Raw genomic sequence first — 17,323 nt, 5'->3', positions numbered from 1 at the left:
TCAGTAGCGGGTGGTGGTGTAGCGGTCCTCGTTCGGCATCAGGAGCCAGAGGACCAGGTACACGATCACCTGGGTGCCCGGCAGCAGCAGCGACAGCAGGAACAGCAGCCGAACCATCCCGGCGGACATGCCGAACCGTCGACCGAGGCCGGCGCACACACCGGCGATCATGCGCCCCTCGCGGGGCCGGACCAGTTTGCGACTCATCGTCGTACTCCCACTCTGCGGCGGTGCGCCGCGTCTGGAATCCACGGTAGAAAGGTGTGGCCACCCCAACCTCGGTCCCGAGGAGGATCAGCGACCCGCGGACCCGTAGGTGCTTACCCGGGCCGTCCCACCCCGATGCCTCCCCGCCGGGTGGGTGGCCATGTCGTGGTCATCGGGCGGGCGTTGAGCTGGGCGGGTAGGCTCGCCGGTCGGGCACCCACACCCCGGGTGACCGACGGCCGCTCGACCGGGCGGCCACGAGCGGGGCCGTCCCACCGGGCGGCCACGACCGGGCCGGACCCCGTACGACGGGGACGACGGCGAGGAAGTGCAGCCATGATCAGTGTTTTCGACCTATTCAGCGTCGGCATCGGGCCGTCCAGCTCGCACACCGTGGGGCCGATGCGCGCCGCGCGTACGTTCGTGGCCGGGCTGAAGGCCGACGGGCTGCTCGCCGACACGGCGCGGGTGCAGGCTGAGCTGTTCGGTTCGCTGGGCGCGACCGGGCACGGCCACGGCAGCGGGCCGGCGGTGCTGCTCGGGTTGGCGGGCGAGGCCCCGGAGACGGTCGACACGGACACGGTCGGGCCACGCGTGGAGCGGATCCGGGCCGAGCGGCGGATCAGCCTGCTCGACGCGCACGAAATCGACTTCGACCCGGACCGGGACCTGACGCTGCACCGGCGACGCTCGCTGCCGTACCACCCGAACGGGATGACCTTCGCCGCGTACGACGGGACCGGCGCGGAGCTGCGCCGACGTACCTACTACTCGGTCGGCGGCGGTTTCGTGGTGGACGAGGCGGCGGCCGGCGCGGACCGGATCAAGCCGGACAGCACGCGGGTGCGGTACCCGTTCCTGACCGGCGCGCAGTTGCTGGAGGTGACCAGCGCCACCGGGCTGTCGATCAGCGAGGTGATGCTGGCCAACGAGCGCTCCTGGCGCAGCGAGGCGGAGATCCGGGCCGGTCTGCTGGAGATCTGGCGGGTGATGCGGGAGTGCGTGGAGCGCGGCTGCGAGCGGGACGGCGTACTCCCGGGTGGGTTGAAGGTGCGGCGGCGCGCGGCGGAGCTGCGGCGCAGCCTGGAGGCGGACACCTCGACCACAGATCCGCTGCGGGCGATGGACTGGGTGACGCTGTTCGCCCTGGCGGTGAACGAGGAGAACGCGGCCGGTGGCCGGGTGGTCACCGCACCGACCAACGGTGCGGCCGGGATCATCCCGGCGGTGCTGCACTACTACACCCGCTTCATCGAGAACGCCGACGACGACGGTGTGGTCCGGTTCCTGCTGGCGGCCGGCGCGATCGGCGTGCTCTTCAAGGAGAACGCCTCGATCTCCGGGGCGGAGGTCGGCTGCCAGGGTGAGGTCGGTTCGGCCTGTTCGATGGCCGCCGCCGGGCTGGCCGAGGCGCTCGGCGGCACCCCGGAGCAGGTCGAGAACGCGGCGGAGATCGGGATGGAACACAACCTGGGCCTGACCTGCGACCCGGTGGGTGGCCTGGTGCAGATCCCCTGCATCGAACGGAACGCGGTGGCTAGCATCAAGGCGATCACGGCCGCGCGGCTGGCGTTGCGTGGTGACGGGATGCACGCGGTGTCGCTGGACAAGGTCATCAAGACCATGCGCGAGACCGGCGCGGACATGAAGGTGAAGTACAAGGAGACGGCGCGCGGCGGTCTGGCCGTCAACGTGATCGAGTGCTGAGTCCGCCTGACTCGGTCTGCTCGTCCACCGACTGCTAGCCTGTCGTCCGTTTCAGGGAGCGGAGGCTGCGGTGACCGCTGGCGTCGCGGCGTTGTGGTCGCACCGCACCTCGCTGCGCATCCTGGTCAAGCGCGACCTGGCGGTAAAGTACCAGCAGTCGGTGTTCGGCTACCTCTGGTCGCTGATCGAGCCGCTCGGCATGGGTGCCATCTACTGGTTCGTGTTCGGCGTGCTCTACTCCCGGGACACCGGCCGGCACCTCGGCGAGGCGGCCGGGTCGTATCCGCTGTTCCTGATCACCGGGATCTTCGCCTGGATGTGGACGAGTTCGGCGCTGAGCGAGGCGACCAACGCGCTCACCGGCCAGTCCCGGCTGATCACCACGATGAACCTGCCACGCCAGGTCTTCCCGATCGGCCGGGTGACCGGCCGGTTCGCCGAGTACGCGGCCGGCCTGCCGATCCTGATCGCCATCGCGGTGGTCTACGCGGCGCACGGCCGGATCCACCCCGGCTGGTCGCTGCTGTCCCTGCCGCTGGCGGTGACCATCCAGGCCGCCCTGCTGATCGGGCTGGCCCTGCTGCTGTCCGCGTTCAACGTGCTCATGCGCGACGTGGAGCGGTTCATGCGCCTGATCATCCGGGTGCTGTTCTACGCCACGCCGATCATCTACCCGTTCAGCCTGGTCCGGGAGTCCGGCCTGCCGGGCTGGCTCAAGGTGGTCTACGAGTTGAACCCGCTGGTCGGGATCTTCCAGTTGCACCACGCGATCTGGTACCCGGACGAGTTCCCGGACGCCCGGCTGCTCGTCACCACGATCGCCGGCAGCCTGCTGGTGCTGGCCGTCGGCTGGTGGTCGTTCCGCCGGCTGGAACCCGCCGTGCTCAAGGAACTCTGACGTGGCCGACCCGATCATCGAGTCCGAGGGCCTGGGCATCCGGTTCGTCCGCAACCGTCGGCGCCAGTTGCGGCTGCGCGAGTTCTTCATCCACCGGGGTGCGCGGAACGCGTCGGCCGGCCAGTTCTGGCCGCTGCGGGACGTGACGTTCACGATCGAGCCGGGCGAGACGGTCGGCGTGGTGGGCCGCAACGGCACCGGCAAGAGCACCCTGCTGCGGCTGATCGCCGGGGTGCTCATCCCCGACGAGGGGAGCATCCGGGTGCACGGCGACGTGGCCCCGCTGCTGGAACTCTCCGCCGGCTTCTCCAACGAGCTGACCGGGCGGGAGAACCTGCACCTGGTCGGAGGGCTGCACGGGCTCTCGTCGGGCTACCTGCGGCGGCACTTCGACGAGATCGTCGAGTTCGCCGGCGAGCAGGTGGAACGGGCCATCGACACCTCGGTGCGGCACTACTCGTCCGGGATGAAGGTGCGGCTCGGCTTCGCGATCATCTCGCACCTGCCGCACCCGGTTCTGCTGATGGACGAGGTGACCGCGGTCGGGGACGCGGAGTTCCGCAAGAAGTGTTACGCGACGATTGAACGTCTGCTCGGGGAGGGGCGCACGCTGGTGCTGGTCTCACACAACGAAAAGGACCTGACCCGGTTCTGCCGTCGAGGGCTCTACCTCGACGCGGGCCGGTTGACGCTCGACGGCAGCATCGCCGAGGCGCTCGACGCGTACCACGCGGCGGCCGGCCAGTGACGCTCGCGATCGTGCTCGCCGGCGGGACACCCGCGGCGGACCTGACCACCACGACCGGCGAGTCGCTGGCCGACCGGCTCGCCGCCCAGTTGCGCCGGGCCGGCGCCGACCACGTGCGCTTCGCCGCCGACCTCGACGAACTGGCCGGGATCGCCGAGGCCGCCACCGGCCCGCTGCTGGTCACCGGCGCCGACCTGGTCGCGCACACAGCCGTCCTGCGGCACCTGGCGACCAGCCCGGTCGGGCCGACGGTGGCGCTGGTGCTGGCCGACCCGCCGGTGTTCGGACGGACCGCGGTGCGCGAGGAACGCGGCCAGGTGGTCGACGCCGGCCCGGTGGACGCCCTCGACGGCGACGCCACCGGCGTCTTCGGCGGCGCGCTGCGGGTCGGCGTGGCCGACCTGCCGGCCCTCGCCGCCGCCGCCCGGGCCGCGCGAGTCGGCGCCCTGCCGATCGCCGCGCCGCTCGGCCCGGTCGGGGACGTCTCGCCGCTGCCCGCGGGCGGCGGCGGACCGGCCGCCGCCGCTGGCCCCGCCTCCGCCGTGGACCGGCTCTTCGCCGGCCTCGCCGCGCGCGGCACCCAGGTCTTCGCCCAGCGGGTACGGCTGCTCGTGGCGCACCGGGTCACCGACGCGGGTGGGCTGGTCGCCGCCGAGGCGGCGGTGACCGCCGTCGACGAGAAGCGGGCCGAGTTGCGGCTGTCGGTGAAGGAGCGGGACGACTTCTTCTCCACCTACTTCGTCAGCACCTGGTCGCCGTACGTGGTGCGGGCGGCGGCCCGGCTGCGGCTCACCCCGACCGGGGTGACGGTGATCTCGGTGCTGTTCGCGTTGGCCGCGGCGGTGCTCTTCGGCGTCGGCGGCCGGCTGGCGCTGGTCGGCGGGGCGGTGCTGCTCTACCTCGGCTTCGTGCTCGACTGCGTGGACGGGCAGTTGGCCCGCTACACCCGGCACTTCAGCGCCTGGGGCGGCTGGCTGGACACCATGGCCGACCGGGCCAAGGAGTACCTGGTCTACGCCGGGCTCGGTTTCGGGGTGTCGCACGCCGGGCTGGGCAATGGCTGGGCGTTGGCGATCGCCGCCATGACGTTGCAGACCGTCCGGCACATGACCGACACCTGGTACGGCGTGCTGCACGACGAGGCCGCCCGCCGGCCCCGCCCGGCGGCGGGCTCCACCGGCGGGATCGGCGACAGGCTGAACGCCGCCTCGACCCGGGTGCAGGCGGACACCGGCTCGCTGTCGTACTGGTTGAAGCGGACCGTGGTCTTCCCGATCGGCGAGCGGTGGGCGCTGATCGCGCTGACCGTCGCGCTGTTCAACCCGCTGGTCAGCCTGATCGCGGTGCTGGTCTGGGGCACGCTGGCGTTCGCGTACACCGGGGCGTTGCGTACCCTGCGCGCCCGCTGGATGCGGGTGCCGGTGCTGGACACGGTCGACGCCACCCTGCACCGCGACGACGGCCCGCTGGCGCGGCGGCTGCCGGTGCTCCGCCCGCTGGATCCGCTCACCCTGGCGGTGATCGCGACGCTCGGGCCGGCGGTGCTGCTGGTCGCGGCCCTGGTCGGCGCCGGTGCGCCGGAGCGGCTGGCCTGGGCGGTGCCGGTGGCGCTGCTGGTGCTGCTGGTCGGCGGTCTGGGGGCCGGTGCCGCGCACGACGGCCCGCTGGACTGGCTGGTGCCCGCCGCCCTGCGGGCCGCCGAGTACCTGTTCGCCATCGCGGTCGGGGTGGTCGGCGGCACGCCGGGATGGCTGATCTTCGGCTACGTCTTCGTGCTCACCGTGCATCACTACGACCTGACCGCCCGGCTGGAGAAGCGGCAGGCGGCGCCGCCGCTGCACCCGGCCAACCTGGGCTGGGAGGGGCGCCCGGTGCTGCTGGCCCTCGCGGCGATTGCCGGAATCGTGAGTATTGGAATGGCTACACTCGGTACATACCTCCTCGTGGTCTTCGTGGCGAGCGCCGTCCTGGCCTGGGTCGTCCTGCCGGCCCGCAGCGCGCGGGCGTCAGCCGTGCCGGTGAGCGTGGGAGGTGGTACGCCGGGCTGACGGAGGGACGGCCGGATGACGCTGATCAGTTTCGTCGTACCGGCCTTCCGGGTGCAGGGCTACCTGCGCGAATGCCTGGACTCGATCCTCGGCCAGCCGTTCGGTGACCTCGAGGTGATCGCCGTCGACGACTGCTCGCCGGACGCCAGCGGCGAGATCATCGACGAGTACGCGGCCCGCGACCACCGGGTCCGCTCGGTGCGGCTGGCGGAGAACGTCGGCCTCGGTCCGGCCCGCAACGTCGGGCTGGACCGGGCCGTCGGCGAGTACGTCTGGTTTCTCGACGGCGACGACTGGCTGGCGCCGGGGTGCCTGCCGGAGGTCGCCGAGCGGCTGCGTGCCACCCGCCCCGACGTGCTGCTGGTGGACCACGTGCGGACGCACTGGAACGACACCGCCACCCGCAGCGCGATGGTGGAGGTGTTCCCCGAGTCTCCCGGGGCGGCCACCTTCCGGCTGCGGGACCGGCCGGAGGCGATGCGGCTGCTGCACACCGCCTGGAACCGAGTGGTCCGCCGGGACTTCCTGGTCGAGCTGGGGCTGCGTTTCGCGCCCGGCTGGTACGAGGACGTCTCGTTCAGCTATCCCGTGCTGATGGCCGCGGAGCGGATCGGCGTGCTGGACCGGGTCTGCGTCAACTACCGGCAGCGCCGAGCCGGGGCGATCACGAAGACCCGCGGCGACCGGCACTTCGAGGTCTTCCCGCAGTGGCACCGGGTCTTCACACTGATGGACGCCTGGGGGCCGGCCGTGGCGGACCTGCGTCCGGCGGTCTTCGAACGGATGATCTGGCACTACCTGACGGTGCTCGGCAACGGGCAGCGGATCGCCCCCGAACTACGTCCCGGCTTCTTCGCGCAGATCAGCGCCGACTACGCCCGCTGGCTGCCGCCGGGCGGCTACCCCCGACCGGACGGGGTGGAGGGGGTCAAGCACCGCCTGGTCGCCGGGAGCCGCTGGCGGACGTTCAGCGCTCTGCGTACCGCCGGTCGGGCCCGGGAGGCCGCCCGCCGGCGGGTCCGTACCACCCGGCGTCGGTTCGTGCCACTGGCCCGTCGCGGCGCCCGGCTGACCCGCGACGGCCTGCTGCGCGAGTACTACCGGGCCGAGCTGCGCCGCGCGGTGGACCCGACGCTCGCCGTCTACGCGGCCTACTGGTACCGGGGCTACGCCTGCAACCCGGCGGCGATCTACGAGGCGGCCCGCCGGCTGGCGCCGGGGGTACGCGGGGTGTGGATCGTGCGCCGGGACCGGGTGCACACCGTGCCGACCGGTGTGGAGTACGTGGTCGCCGGCACCCCGGGCTACTACCGGGTGCTGGCCCGGGCCCGCTGGCTCGTCAACAACGTCAACTTCCCGGACTTCGTCCGCAAGCGGCCGGAGCAGGTGCACGTGCAGACCCACCACGGCACGCCGGTCAAGGTGATGGGGCTCGACCAACAGCGCTATCCGCTCGGCGCCGGCCGGATGGACTTCGCCGGCCTGCTACGCCGGGTGGACCGCTGGGACTACAGCGTCAGCGCCAACAGCTTCTCCACCCAGATGTGGGACCGGGCGTACCCGGCCACGTACACCACGCTGGAGGTGGGTTACCCGCGCAACGACCGGCTGGTCACCGCCGGCCCGGAGGAGGTGCGCCGGCTCCGGGCGGAGCTGGGTCTGCCCGCCGACGGGCAGGTGGTGCTGTACGCCCCGACGCACCGCGAGCACCTGCCGGGCTACCGGCCGCCGTTCGACCCGGACCGGTTCCTCGACGTGCTGGGCGACTCCGGCCGGCTGCTGATGCGCAGCCACTACTTCCACGACCGGGACCGCCGGCCACGCCGCCCGGTGGACCGGGAACGGGTCCGTGACGTCAGCGGTCACCAGCGGGTCGAGGACCTGTACCTGGTCGCCGACGTGCTGGTCACGGACTACTCGTCGGCCATGTTCGACTACGCGGTGCTGGACCGGCCGATCGTGGTCTACGCCCCGGACTGGGAGGCGTATCGGCTGGCCCGGGGGGTCTACTTCGACGTCACGGCGGAGCCGCCGGGTGCCGTGGCGACCACCTTCGCCGACCTGCTCGACCTGTTCCGCACCGGCGAGGTGCGCTCGGACGCGGCGGCCAAGGCGCGCGAGGAGTTCCGGGGCCGGTTCTGCGCGCTCGACGACGGGCACGCCGCGGAACGGGTGGTCCGCCGGGTCTTCCTGGATGAGCGGGCCGAGCCGGTGCCGCACTGCTGATCGCCAATCGATCGGCACCGCTCGATATGCGGTAACGGAGTCGTCGCCGACCGAACATGAGACGTTCACCCGATGTGCTGATCACATGATCCTGGTCACAGTCATGCGGGGTTCGCCGAGAGTTGGGGGAGGTGACGGTGACCACCGTCGCGCTCAAGGACGTCACCAAGGTCTTCAAGGACGGCACGCTCGCCGTCGACAGCGTCAACCTGGACGTGAACGACGGTGAGTTCATGGTCCTGCTCGGTCCGTCCGGCTGCGGAAAGTCCACCGTGCTGCGGATGATCGCCGGCCTGGAGGATCCGACCCAGGGCGCCGTGCTGCTGGACGGGGAACTCGCCAACGACCTGCCTCCGCGGGAGCGCAGGATCGCCATGGTCTTCCAGGACTTCGCGCTGTACCCGCACATGACGGTCGGCGACAACATCGCCTTTCCCCTGCGGCTGGCGGGGGTGGAGCCGACGCCCCGCGGCGAGCGGGTGAGCGACGTGGCCAGCGCGCTGGGCATCGGCGACGTGCTCGCGCGTAAGCCGAGCCAGCTCTCCGGCGGGCAGCGGCAGCGCGTGGCGATGGGCCGGGCGATCGTCCGCCGACCGGGGCTGTTCCTGATGGACGAGCCGCTGTCGAACCTGGACAGCGGGCTGCGCGCGGAACTGCGCGCGGAGATCTCCGGCCTGACCCGTGAGCTGGGCGTCACCACCGTCTACGTCACCCACGACCAGGCCGAGGCGCTCACCATGGCCGACCGGGTGGCCATCATGCGCCGGGGTGTCCTGCAGGACGTGGGCACCCCCACCCAGGTGTACGGCCGGCCGGCGACGCTCTACGTGGCCGCCTTCCTGGGCAGCCCGCGGATGAACCTGCTGGAGGCGTCGGTCTACGTCCACCTCGACCGCTACGTCACGCTCAACCTCGGTGACCAGGCGCTCCACCTGCCGTGGGACGACATCCGCAGCCGGGCGGTCGCGCACTACCACGGCGAGCGGATCGTGGTCGGCATGCGGGCCGAGGCGCTCACCCCGGTCGCCCCGGACAGCCCCGGCGACGTGCTGCGCGGGCGGATCCGCTTCCTGGAGCACCACGGGCACGAGTCGCTGGCGTTCCTGGACATCGGGGCCACCGCGATCGTGGTCGACGAGATGGGCGCGTCGGTGGACCCGCCGGCGGTGGGCCAGCGTGGCCGGCGCCGGTTCGGTCAGGTCATGCAGCGACTCGCCGGCAAGCCGGTGGAGGCGGGCGACGAGCCCTCCGGCGGCGGCCGGACCAGCGTGCTGACCGACCCCGGCCGGCACCACCGGCGCCCGGCGGAGCTGGCGGTACGCCTCGCCCCGTACCCGGCGGTCGCCGCCGGTCACCCGCTGGCCGTCTCGGTCCGGATGGACGCGCTGCACTTCTTCGACGAGCGCGGGGCGCGGATCGACGTGGGTTGGCGCTGAACTCCACCGCCGACGGGGTGGCGGCGGTGCCGCCCGGTGCCCTACCGTCGGCGCACCCAGTCCACAGTGAAAGCCCATCGAGAGGGGTGCACCCGTGTCGGGTGACCGTCCGAGTCCGCTCGTCATCGAGCGCATCCTGCGTGACCGGCAGGGGATCTGGCAGCAGATCGTGGCCGAGCGCGACCTGAACGCGCTGACCGGCCGAATGCTGGCCAGTTCCGCCATCGCCCTCGCCTGCTACGGGGCGGTGCTGGGCGCCTTCCACAGCGTGCTGATGGCGCTCACCTCCGCGCTGAAGCTGCCCCTGCTGTTCCTGGTCACGCTGGCCATCTGCCTGCCCACGCTCTACCTGTTCAACCTGGTCTTCGGCGCCCGCCTCTCGGTACGCCAGTCGTTGGCGCTGGTGATGGTGGCGATCACGGTGACCTCGATGCTGGCGGTGGCGTTCGCGCCGATCAGCCTCTTCTTCCTGATCACCGCACCGGACTACGGCTTCTTCAAGCTGCTCAACGTGGCGATCCTGACCCTGTCCGCGCTGGTCGGGCTGCGCTTCCTGACCGGCGGAATGCAGGTACTCAACGACCACGGCCTGCTCGCCCCGCAGGCGGTGGCGACGCCGACCGAGAGCGCGCCGGCCGTTCCCGCCGCCCCGCCAGCGCAGCCCGCCGCTCAGCCGGTGCCGGTCGGTGCGGTGGCCGAGTCCGCCGGCGCGTCGGCCGGTGCGGTGCCCAACGGCGCCAACCCCGCCGAGGTCGGCTCCCCGGCGGTTCCGGCCCAGCCCCTGCCGGCCGGGCAGCCCCTCGGCGCCTCCATCGGGTCCGCGCAGCGCCCGTGGGTCAACCCGCAGGTACGCCGCGAGCCGGCGCAGCGGCCGGCCAGCATGACGCTGCTGTACATCTGGATCCTGCTCTTCGGCTTCGTCGGCACCCAGCTGGCGTGGACGCTGCGCCCGTTCTTCGGCGACCCGGGTCAGGACTTCGCCCTGTTCCGCAGCATCGACGGCAACTTCTACGCCGAGATCCTGCGCACGATCGCCAACCTGTGAGCGCCGGCCCAAAACCTGGAAAGTCCCTGGTTGCCCCCATGGTTACCGGCTAGTAACGTCGGACCATGACCATCGACTCCCGCCAGGTTGCGGCCGGCATGCTGGAAGCGGTGCCGTTCGCCCGTACGCTCGGCATCGAATTCGTCGAGGTGGCCCCCGAGGCGGAGGGCGGGGTGCGGGCCGTCGTCCGGCTCCCCGACTCGTCGGCCACCCACAACCACGTCGGCGGCCCGCACGCCGGGGCGATGTTCACCCTCGGTGAGACCGCCTCGGGTGCGGTGGTGCTCGCCGCGTTCGGCCAGCTGCTGGACCGGGCGGTGCCGCTCGCCGTCCGGGCGGAGATCGCCTACCGGAAGCTCGCCATGGGGCCCGTGCTGGCCACCGCGCGCCTCGGCCGGCCGGCGCCGGAGGTCATCGCGGAGCTGGAGTCCGGCCGGCGGCCGGAGTTCCCGGTGGAGGTGCAGATCGCCACCCAGGACGGCACACCCACCTCGGCGATGACCGTGGTCTGGACGCTTCGGCCAAACTGAGCAGCGCCGACGCGGGCGGAAACGGGTTTGCAGGCCCGGCCGGATGGATAGATTCGTACCGTGCTGGGCCTACCTGCTCATGTGACCGCCTGTCTCTTCGATCTGGACGGTGTGCTGACGCAGACCGCCCGGGTCCACAACGCCGCATGGACGGAGACGTTCAACGAGTTCCTGCGGCAGCGCGCCACGGCCACCGGTGAGCCGTACCGGCCCTTCGACCCGGGCCCGGACTACAACCGGTACGTCGACGGCCGCCCGCGCGCCGACGGCGTCCGGGCGTTCCTGGCGTCGCGGGGGATCGTGCTGCCCGAGGGCAGCCCTGACGACCCACCGGACGCCGACACCGTCAACGGGGTCGGCAACCGCAAGAACGTCCTGCTGCTGGAGCGGCTGCGCACCTCCGGCGTCGAGGTCTACCCCGGCTCGGTGGCGTACCTGAAGGCGGCGGCCGCCGCCGGGCTGCGCCGGGCCGTGGTCACCGCGAGCGCCAACGGGCGCGAGGTGGTGGCCGCCGCCGGGATCGAGCCGCTGCTGGAGGCGCGGGTCGACGGCCTGGTCGCCCGGGCCCAGGGTCTGCGCGGCAAGCCGCACCCGGACAGCTTCCTCGCCGGGGCGAAGCTGCTCGGGGTGGACCCGACGCAGGCGGCGGTCTTCGAGGACGCGCTCTCCGGCGTCGCTGCCGGCAAGGCCGGCGGGTTCGGCTACGTGATCGGCGTCGACCGGGTCGGGCAGGCCGACGAGCTGCGCGCGCACGGCGCCGACGTGGTCGTCGACGACCTCGCCGACCTGCTCGACGCGGCCCACGCCGATCCACCCGCACCGCGCCGCGGCAGGGCCGGAGATCCGTCGACCGCGGGCCGTCCGGCCGGTGAAGGGAGACCCGCATGATCAGGGAACGCGCCTATCCGGTCGAGCCGTGGCACGTCCGGGAGACCCGGCTGGACATGGACGTGCTCGCCCAGTCCGAGTCGGTCTTCGCGCTCTCCAACGGGCACGTCGGGCTGCGGGGCAACCTCGACGAGGGCGAGCCGCACGGTCTGCCCGGCACCTACCTCAACTCCTTCTACGAGCTGCGTCCGCTGCCGTACGCGGAGGCCGGCTTCGGTTTCCCCGAATCCGGGCAGACCATCGTCAACGTCACCAACGGCAAGCTGATCCGGCTGCTGGTCGACGACGAGCCCCTCGACGTCCGCTACGGCGAGCTGCTCGCCCACGAGCGGATCCTCGACCTGCGCGCCGGCACCCTGCACCGTGAGCTGCACTGGCGTTCGCCGGCCGGCCGGGAGGTCAAGGTCCGCAGCACCCGCCTGGTGTCGTTCACCCAGCGGGCGGTCGCCGCGATCAACTACGAGGTGGAGGCCGTGGACGGCCCACTCCGGCTGATCGTGCAGTCCGAGCTGGTGGCCAACGAGACGCTGCCGCCGCAGAGCAAGGACCCCCGGGTCGCCGCGGTGCTGGAGTCGCCGTTGCAGGCCGAGGAGGAGCTGACCACCCCCGACGGCGGGCAGCTGATCCACCGCACCAAGGTCTCCGGCCTGCGGGTGGCCGCCGCCATGGAGCACGAGATCGAGGGCCCGGAGCACACCACCATCGAGTCTGAGGGCTATCAGGACTGGGTCCGTACGACCGTCGGGTGCGTGCTGCGGCCGGGCCAGAAGCTGCGCGTGGTCAAGTACCTGACGTACGGCTGGTCCAGCCGGCGCTCGCTGCCGGCGCTGCGCGACCAGGTCGGCGCGGCGTTGGCCGCGGCGAAGCTGGACGGCTGGAACGGGCTGTGCCGGGAGCAGCGGGCCTACCTCGACGAGTTCTGGGACGCCTCCGACGTGCGGGTCGAGGGCGACCCGGAGGTGCAGCAGGCGGTCCGGTTCGGCCTGTTCCACGTGCTCCAGGCCGGTGCCCGCGCCGAGCGGCGTCCGATTTCCGCCAAGGGCCTGACCGGCCCCGGCTACGACGGGCACGCCTTCTGGGACACCGAGATGTTCGTCCTGCCGGTGCTCACGTACACCCAGCCGAACGCGGTGCGCAACGCGCTGCACTGGCGGCACAGCACCCTGGAGCAGGCCAAGGAGCGGGCCGAGACGCTCAACCTCAAGGGCGCCGCCTTCCCCTGGCGGACCATCGAGGGCCCGGAGTCCTCCGGCTACTGGCCGGCCGGCACGGCGGCCTTCCACATCGCGGCCGACATCGCCGACGCGCTGCGCCGCTACGTGATGGTCACCGGGGACACCGCTCTCGAGAAGGAGATCGGGCTGGAGCTGCTGGTGGAGACCGCCCGGCTGTGGCGCTCCATCGGCCACCACGACCGGCACGGCCAGTTCCACATCGACGGGGTCACCGGGCCCGACGAGTACACCGCGGTGAAGAACGACAACATCTACACCAACCTGATGGCGCAGCGGAACCTGCTCACCGCCGCCGAGATGGTGATGCGCTACCGCGAGGAGGCGTACCACCTCGGGGTGAGCGACGAGGAGGCGGCGAGCTGGCGGGACGCGGCGCACTCGATGCACGTCCCGTACGACGACGAGATCAAGGTCCATCAGCAGGTGGAGGGGTTCACCCGGCTCCAGGAATGGGACTTCGCGCACACGCCGGCGGAGAAGTACCCGCTGCTGCTGCACTATCCGTACTTCGAGCTGTACCGCAAGCAGGTGATCAAGCAGGCGGACCTGGTGCTCGCCATGCACTGGCGGGGGGACGCGTTCACCCCGGATGAGAAGGTGCGCAACTTCCTCTACTACGAGCGCCGCACCGTCCGGGACTCGTCCCTGTCGGCCTGCACCCAGGCGGTGCTCGCCGCCGAGGTGGGCCACCCGGAGCTGGCGCACAGCTACCTGCGCGAGGCCGCGCTGATGGACCTGCACGACCTCAACGAGAACACCCGCGACGGCGTGCACATGGCCTCGCTGGCCGGCGCCTGGATCGCCCTGGTCGGCGGGTTCGGCGGGCTGCGCGACCACCACGGTGAGCTCTCCTTCGCGCCCCGGCTGTCCAGCCGGCTCAACCGCCTGGAGTTCTCGCTCCAGTGGCGCGGGCTGGCGCTGCGCGTGGACGTCCGGCCGCACCAGACGACGTACTCGCTGCGGCACGGCGGTCCGGACGACGTTGTGGAGCTGCACCACCACGACCAGAAGCTGCGGGTCACCTGCGACGAGCCGGTGACCGTGCCGGTGCCGCCGGCCGACCCGGCCGGGCCGCCGCCGGAGCAGGCCCCCGGTCGGGCGCCGCTGCTGCGGTTGCCCGAGGATCAGCGAGCGGCCGAGGCGGGAGTGACCCGCCCCGACCGCTGACAGCGCGCCGGGTTCGACCCGGCGGGTGAGCTCAGATGGGTTCGCCGGTGGACGGGCGCCCCAACGCGTCCCGGGGCGCCATCGCCCGGGGATCCTCGGGGGTACGGGCCTTCGAGGCCTCGTCCCCCCAGTTCGGGCTGCGATCGGCGTCCTGTTCCCGCCGGTTCCGTTCGTCCGTCTGCTGCTGGCGCGACGTCTGCTGCTGGGCCATGGCGATCCTCGCGATCCGTCGGGGCGCGGTTGCGCCGACACGGTCTGCGGTCGCCCGTCGGCTACCCGGCCACCCGTCCGGCAAACTCCGCCCACGGTCGCCGAGCAAGGGGGCGGCCGTGGGCGTGCGGCGCGGCCGGCGGGGTACCCGTGCCTCCTCGGCGAGGACGTGGAGGTGGGGTATGGACGAGCAGAGCAGCACCGTGAGCATCCCGGTCGGGGACGTCGAACTTCCCGCCGATCTGATGCTGCCCGCCGAGGCGACCGGCGTGGTGCTCTTCGCGCACGGCAGCGGCAGTTCCCGGCACAGCCCCCGCAACGTGGCGGTGGCTCGCACGCTCAACCAGCAGGCGCTCGGCACGGTGCTGGTCGACCTGCTCACGCCGGCCGAGGACGAGGCGGACGCGCGCACCGCCGAGCTGCGGTTCGACATCGGCCTGCTGGCCAGCCGGCTGGCCGGGATCGTCGACTGGCTGGCCGCCGAGCGCCCCGCCGGGAACGTACCGATCGGCCTGTTCGGGGCCAGCACGGGTGCCGCCGCCGCCCTGGTCGCCGCGGCGTCCCGGGCCGACCGGGTGGGCGCGGTGGTCTCCCGGGGTGGCCGACCGGACCTGGCCGGCGACGCGCTCCCTCAGGTGCGTACCCCGACGTTGCTGCTGGTCGGCGGCTTGGACGAAGAGGTGATCACGCTCAACGAGCGGGCGCTGGCGGAGCTGGGCGACGTCGGTGAGCTGCGGGTGGTGCCCGGAGCCACCCACCTCTTCGAGGAGCCCGGCACCCTGGAGCAGGTCGCCGACCAGGCGAGCGCCTGGTTCACCACCCACCTCACCCGGTCCGCCGTTCCGTCCCGTCGATCATGAGGTTGCCGGGTGGACCCGGCCCCCGTGATCACCGGTGCCGGCACTGCGGTGGGCCTGGACGGTGTCGATGACCCGCCACAGGACGGCGGTGATCGGGACGCTCACGAAGGCGCCGGCGATGCCCGCGACCAGGGTGCCGGCGGTGACCGCCACCAGGATCACCGCCGGGTGCAGCCGGACCTGACGCTTCATGATCAGTGGCTCCAGCAGGTTGCCCTCGATCTGTTGCACGGCGATCACGGCGGCCAGGGTCAGCAGCGCGGTGGTCGGGCCGTTGGCGGCCAGGGCCACCAGCACCGCGACCGCGCCCGCCACGGTCGCGCCGATGATCGGCACGAAACCGCCGAGGAACGTGATCAGCGCCAGCGGCAGGGCGAGCGGCACCCCGAGCACCACCAGGGCGATGCCGATGCCGATCGCGTCGATCGCGGCGATCATCATGGTGCCCCGGCTGTACGCGCCCAGCGTCCGCCAGCCGGCCCGGCCGGCCTCGGTCACCAGCGGCCGGTTGGGGCCCGTCATCCGGGACAGCACCCAGTGCCACATCGAGCGGCCGTCCTTGAGCAGGAAGAAGAGCAGCACCAGGGCGAGCAGCGCGGAGCCGAGCACCTCGGTGGCGGTCCGCGCGCCGGCCACCGGGTCCAGTGAGCTGGAGCCGAGTCCCCGGCGGGCCTGCTGGACGAGATCGTCCAACTGGGCGTCGGTGACCGGGAGGGTGGAGGTGACGTAGTCGCGGGTGCGGTCCAGCCCCTGCGTCAGCTCCTGGCTGAGCTGGTCGAACTGGCTGGCGGTCAGGTTCCACACCAGCGCGCCGACGCCGACCAGGATGCCGAGCAGCAGCAGCACGGTGAGCAGCGCGGCCAGCGCCGCCGGCAGCCGCAGCCGGCGCAGCAGGAGCAGCACCGGGTCGAGCAGCGCGGTGAGGAAGATGGTGGCGGCCAACGCGATGGCCAGCGGCGCCAGCAGCACCGCGATCTTCCCCAGCAGGTAGAGCCCGGTGACGACCACCACCAGGCAGGCGCTCCACAGCACCGCGGACCGGACCAGCCAGGGCAGCGCGGACCATGCCTGCCGCGGCCCGGCCCCGTCCCGGTCTCTCGTCGCCCGGGCGTCCGCCGCGGGATCGTCCACCACCATGTCGGTCCTCCTCGATCTCCGCGAGGTCGGTACCCGCCCGGGCGCACGCCGACACCCCTCGCCGCACACCGTCGGGCGGGGGGCCCGCGCGGTTGTCGCGTCAGGACAGTCCGGGCCAGGCCGCCAGGTCGCCGGCGCCCCCGGTGGGCGGTCCGCCGGACTGCACGCTGCGGGTCCGCCAGAAGTCACCCTTGTCCACCCGGGCCGCGGCCGCCGCGATCCCGGAACCGGCGGCCACCCCGCGTACCGCGCCAGCGCCGCCGTCGGTGAAGACCGTCCAGGTGGTACGCGGCGGTCGGAGTGACCGGGACGCCGCCGGTCCAGCGCGCGCCCTCGTCCGGCGTGCCGTCGCTGCAGCCGGAGAGGGTGACGGCGAGCAGCGCCGCGCTGAGGGACAACCGCCGGCGGACCGGGATCTGCTGCACTGCGTGCCCCTTTCCGGAGATGCCGCAGCGGATCGTACGCGTCGTCCCGCCCGGGCGGCACTGGCCGGCTTCGCCCCCGTCTGCCCGGATGATCGGCGTTTGCGCTGGCCGGGCCAGGGAACGCAGACAGCAGTGACCGAACCGAGGAGGATCGCCGTGGGTGACTTCATGGACAAGGCCAAGGACTTCGCGGACCAGCACGACAAGCAGGTCGACCAGGGGCTGGACAAGGCCGGCGACATGGCCGACCAGCGCACCGGGGGCAAGTACGACGACCAGATCGACAAGGGCGTCGACCAGGCCCAGGCGCGTACCGGCGAGGGCGACCAGGTCCGCTGACCCACCCGACGTCTCCCGGGTCACCGCCGACGCGGTGACCCGGGAGTGTCCGTTTCGGACACTTGTCATATCGACGGCCGCCTCTGGTCAGCGAGCGACGGCGGTCATCGTGTCCGAGGCGGACACCATGCGCCGACTGGCTCCCGAGCCCTGAGCCGGATCCCACCCGTACGCCGGTGGTCACGTCCGTGCCGACGCGGCCACCGGCGTACGGTGG

The 17,323-nt window shown here is 72.5% G+C and carries 16 protein-coding genes; 12 read left to right on the top strand and 4 right to left on the bottom strand.

Annotated elements, in window-relative coordinates:
- Positions 1 to 207, bottom strand: a complete 207-nt coding sequence (locus tag ACFOW4_RS23515) for a PspC domain-containing protein (RefSeq protein WP_377531263.1) — start codon at positions 205 to 207, stop codon at positions 1 to 3.
- A 336-nt stretch (positions 208 to 543) separates the two neighbouring features.
- Between ACFOW4_RS23515 and ACFOW4_RS23510 the strand changes: the two genes are divergently transcribed.
- The 10 genes from ACFOW4_RS23510 to ACFOW4_RS23465 all read left to right on the top strand — a co-directional run bounded on the left by ACFOW4_RS23510 (position 544) and on the right by ACFOW4_RS23465 (position 14,135).
- Positions 544 to 1,914, top strand: a complete 1,371-nt coding sequence (locus ACFOW4_RS23510) for an L-serine ammonia-lyase (protein WP_377531261.1) — start codon at positions 544 to 546, stop codon at positions 1,912 to 1,914.
- A gap of 70 nt (positions 1,915 to 1,984) precedes the next feature.
- Complete coding sequence (locus tag ACFOW4_RS23505; protein ID WP_377531258.1) at positions 1,985 to 2,812, top strand: ABC transporter permease; 828 nt, start codon at positions 1,985 to 1,987, stop codon at positions 2,810 to 2,812.
- A gap of 1 nt (position 2,813) precedes the next feature.
- Positions 2,814 to 3,560: an ABC transporter ATP-binding protein gene (locus ACFOW4_RS23500; protein WP_377531256.1), complete on the top strand. Its 747-nt coding sequence runs from the start codon at positions 2,814 to 2,816 to the stop codon at positions 3,558 to 3,560.
- Complete coding sequence (locus ACFOW4_RS23495) at positions 3,557 to 5,608, top strand: DUF5941 domain-containing protein (protein WP_377531253.1); 2,052 nt, start codon at positions 3,557 to 3,559, stop codon at positions 5,606 to 5,608. Before ACFOW4_RS23500 ends, ACFOW4_RS23495 begins: the two co-directional genes overlap by 4 nt.
- 15 nt (positions 5,609 to 5,623) lie before the next feature.
- On the top strand, positions 5,624 to 7,834 hold the full coding sequence (locus ACFOW4_RS23490) for a CDP-glycerol glycerophosphotransferase family protein (RefSeq protein WP_377531252.1): 2,211 nt from the start codon (positions 5,624 to 5,626) through the stop codon (positions 7,832 to 7,834).
- 137 nt (positions 7,835 to 7,971) lie between these two features.
- A complete protein-coding gene (locus tag ACFOW4_RS23485) occupies positions 7,972 to 9,270 on the top strand; it encodes an ABC transporter ATP-binding protein (RefSeq protein ID WP_377531249.1) in 1,299 nt (432 codons plus the stop codon).
- 94 nt (positions 9,271 to 9,364) lie between these two features.
- Positions 9,365 to 10,315, top strand: coding sequence for a hypothetical protein (locus ACFOW4_RS23480; protein WP_377531246.1), 951 nt, complete (start codon positions 9,365 to 9,367; stop codon positions 10,313 to 10,315).
- Positions 10,316 to 10,380: 65 nt separating this feature from the next.
- Positions 10,381 to 10,845, top strand: coding sequence for a DUF4442 domain-containing protein (locus ACFOW4_RS23475; protein WP_377531244.1), 465 nt, complete (start codon positions 10,381 to 10,383; stop codon positions 10,843 to 10,845).
- Positions 10,846 to 10,905: 60 nt separating this feature from the next.
- Positions 10,906 to 11,733, top strand: coding sequence for a beta-phosphoglucomutase family hydrolase (locus tag ACFOW4_RS23470; protein WP_377531241.1), 828 nt, complete (start codon positions 10,906 to 10,908; stop codon positions 11,731 to 11,733).
- Positions 11,730 to 14,135: a glycoside hydrolase family 65 protein gene (locus tag ACFOW4_RS23465; RefSeq protein ID WP_377531238.1), complete on the top strand. Its 2,406-nt coding sequence runs from the start codon at positions 11,730 to 11,732 to the stop codon at positions 14,133 to 14,135. Before ACFOW4_RS23470 ends, ACFOW4_RS23465 begins: the two co-directional genes overlap by 4 nt.
- A 31-nt stretch (positions 14,136 to 14,166) precedes the next feature.
- On the opposite strand, the gene ACFOW4_RS23460 is transcribed toward ACFOW4_RS23465, so the two are convergent.
- Positions 14,167 to 14,346 carry a hypothetical protein gene (locus ACFOW4_RS23460; protein ID WP_377531236.1) on the bottom strand — a complete coding sequence of 60 codons (180 nt, stop codon included), beginning with the start codon at positions 14,344 to 14,346 and terminating at the stop codon, positions 14,167 to 14,169.
- Between the two features lie 181 nt (positions 14,347 to 14,527).
- Between ACFOW4_RS23460 and ACFOW4_RS23455 the strand changes: the two genes are divergently transcribed.
- The gene (locus ACFOW4_RS23455; RefSeq protein ID WP_377531233.1) at positions 14,528 to 15,205 is read left to right on the top strand and encodes a dienelactone hydrolase family protein; all 678 of its coding nucleotides are present in this window, start codon (positions 14,528 to 14,530) and stop codon (positions 15,203 to 15,205) included.
- Here ACFOW4_RS23455 and ACFOW4_RS23450 read toward each other — a convergent pair.
- Positions 15,200 to 16,342: an AI-2E family transporter gene (locus ACFOW4_RS23450; protein ID WP_377531230.1), complete on the bottom strand. Its 1,143-nt coding sequence runs from the start codon at positions 16,340 to 16,342 to the stop codon at positions 15,200 to 15,202. The two genes, ACFOW4_RS23455 and ACFOW4_RS23450, sit on opposite strands and share 6 nt — an antisense overlap.
- 185 nt (positions 16,343 to 16,527) lie before the next feature.
- On the bottom strand, positions 16,528 to 16,767 hold the full coding sequence (locus ACFOW4_RS23445) for a hypothetical protein (RefSeq protein WP_377531228.1): 240 nt from the start codon (positions 16,765 to 16,767) through the stop codon (positions 16,528 to 16,530).
- Positions 16,768 to 16,923: 156 nt separating this feature from the next.
- On the opposite strand from ACFOW4_RS23445, the gene ACFOW4_RS23440 reads away from it, so the two are divergent.
- Entirely contained in the window at positions 16,924 to 17,106 is a 183-nt protein-coding gene (locus ACFOW4_RS23440; protein WP_377531227.1) for an antitoxin, read from the top strand.
- The last annotated feature ends 217 nt before the right edge of the window (positions 17,107 to 17,323 follow it).

It is taken from the genome of Micromonospora sp. GCM10011542 (genome assembly GCF_042650685.1).
Classification (GTDB): domain Bacteria; phylum Actinomycetota; class Actinomycetes; order Mycobacteriales; family Micromonosporaceae; genus Micromonospora.
The sequence above is the reverse complement of the archived record's forward strand: the minus strand, read 5'-3'. Positions and strand labels throughout refer to the sequence as shown.